The organism is Micromonospora sp. M51 (genome assembly GCF_018070305.1).
Taxonomy (GTDB): Bacteria; Actinomycetota; Actinomycetes; order Mycobacteriales; family Micromonosporaceae; genus Micromonospora; species Micromonospora parva.
Window position 1 is genome coordinate 1 of the sequence record NZ_JAGPXZ010001252.1, and the last position, 1,025, is coordinate 1,025.

Annotated in this window: 1 protein-coding gene and 1 pseudogene; both read right to left on the bottom strand. The window is 72.8% G+C overall.

The window, feature by feature from the left end:
- Window positions 1–55: 55 nt before the first annotated feature.
- On the bottom strand, window positions 56–529 hold the full coding sequence (locus KBX53_RS34060) for a roadblock/LC7 domain-containing protein (protein WP_030327817.1): 474 nt from the start codon (window positions 527–529) through the stop codon (window positions 56–58).
- Window positions 526–1,025, bottom strand: a pseudogene (locus KBX53_RS34065) (histidine kinase); the annotation flags it as partial. The pseudogene KBX53_RS34065 and the gene KBX53_RS34060, both read right to left, overlap by 4 nt.

Genomic DNA, 1,025 nt, shown 5'->3' on the forward strand with positions numbered 1-1,025 from the left:
GGGCGGATCCGGAACCCAGGGTTCGGATCCGGATCCTCGCCGGCGACGTCGGGGGTCACTGCTGAACGGCGTTCTTCAACTCGACGATCAGTCGCGGGGTCAGGGCGCCACCGGCCCGCCCGGCGAAGAGCGTCATCTCGTACGCGACGGTGCCCAGGTTCGCCGACCGGTCGGCGACCACCCCGAGCACGGAACCGCTGCTGATCGCGCTGATCAACAGATAGCCGTCGGCCATGTCGACGATCACCCGGTTCAAGCCGCCGAGCGCGTACCAACTGGCGGCCCCACCGGCGAGGCTGGTCATCCCGGACACGACGGCGGCCAGCCGTTCCGCGTTGGACCGGTCCTTGATCGCCGACATGGCCATCAGCAGGCCGTCCGAGGAGACCGCGATCGCCTCCAGGACCCCGGCGGTGCTGGAGGTGAAGGAGTCCAGCAGCCAGTTGAACGTCCGGGCCTCCGGGCTGAGGTCCCCACTGGCGCTGGGTTGGGTCTGGTCGACGTTTTCGTGCAGGAAGGGGCTGGTCACCGTGATGATCCTTCTTCGTTCCGGTGGTCGGGGCTGACTTCGCGGAGAGCGCGGGCGACGCCCGCCTCGAACTCGCTGATGAGGTCGCGGACCTCGGCCGGGTCGCCGAGGTGGGTACTGGGCGGTTGGCAGGCCGGGACGGCCGTGAGGTTCGCCCCCGGTACCCGTCGGCTCAACCGGGGCCGCCCCGCGGCGGCATCTGTCGAACCGTCACCGCCGGGCACCGTGGGGCCGGCGCCTCCCGGTGTGCTGGGCAGGTCCGCTGTCGTGTCCGGGTCCACCACGGCCGCCCCGGCCCGGGCCGACGGGTCGCTGGTCGTCCGCGCCGACGCACCGTCGGGGGCGGGTGCCCCGTGCAGTTCGGCACGGCGTACACCGGCTTGGAAGGCCTCGACCAGCGCGCGGGCGGCGGCCGGGTCCGCCCCGGTGGCGTCCACCGGCCGGGTCGTCGCAGCGGTGGTGTGCAGAGTGGCCCCCGGCACCCGCTGCCGTACCC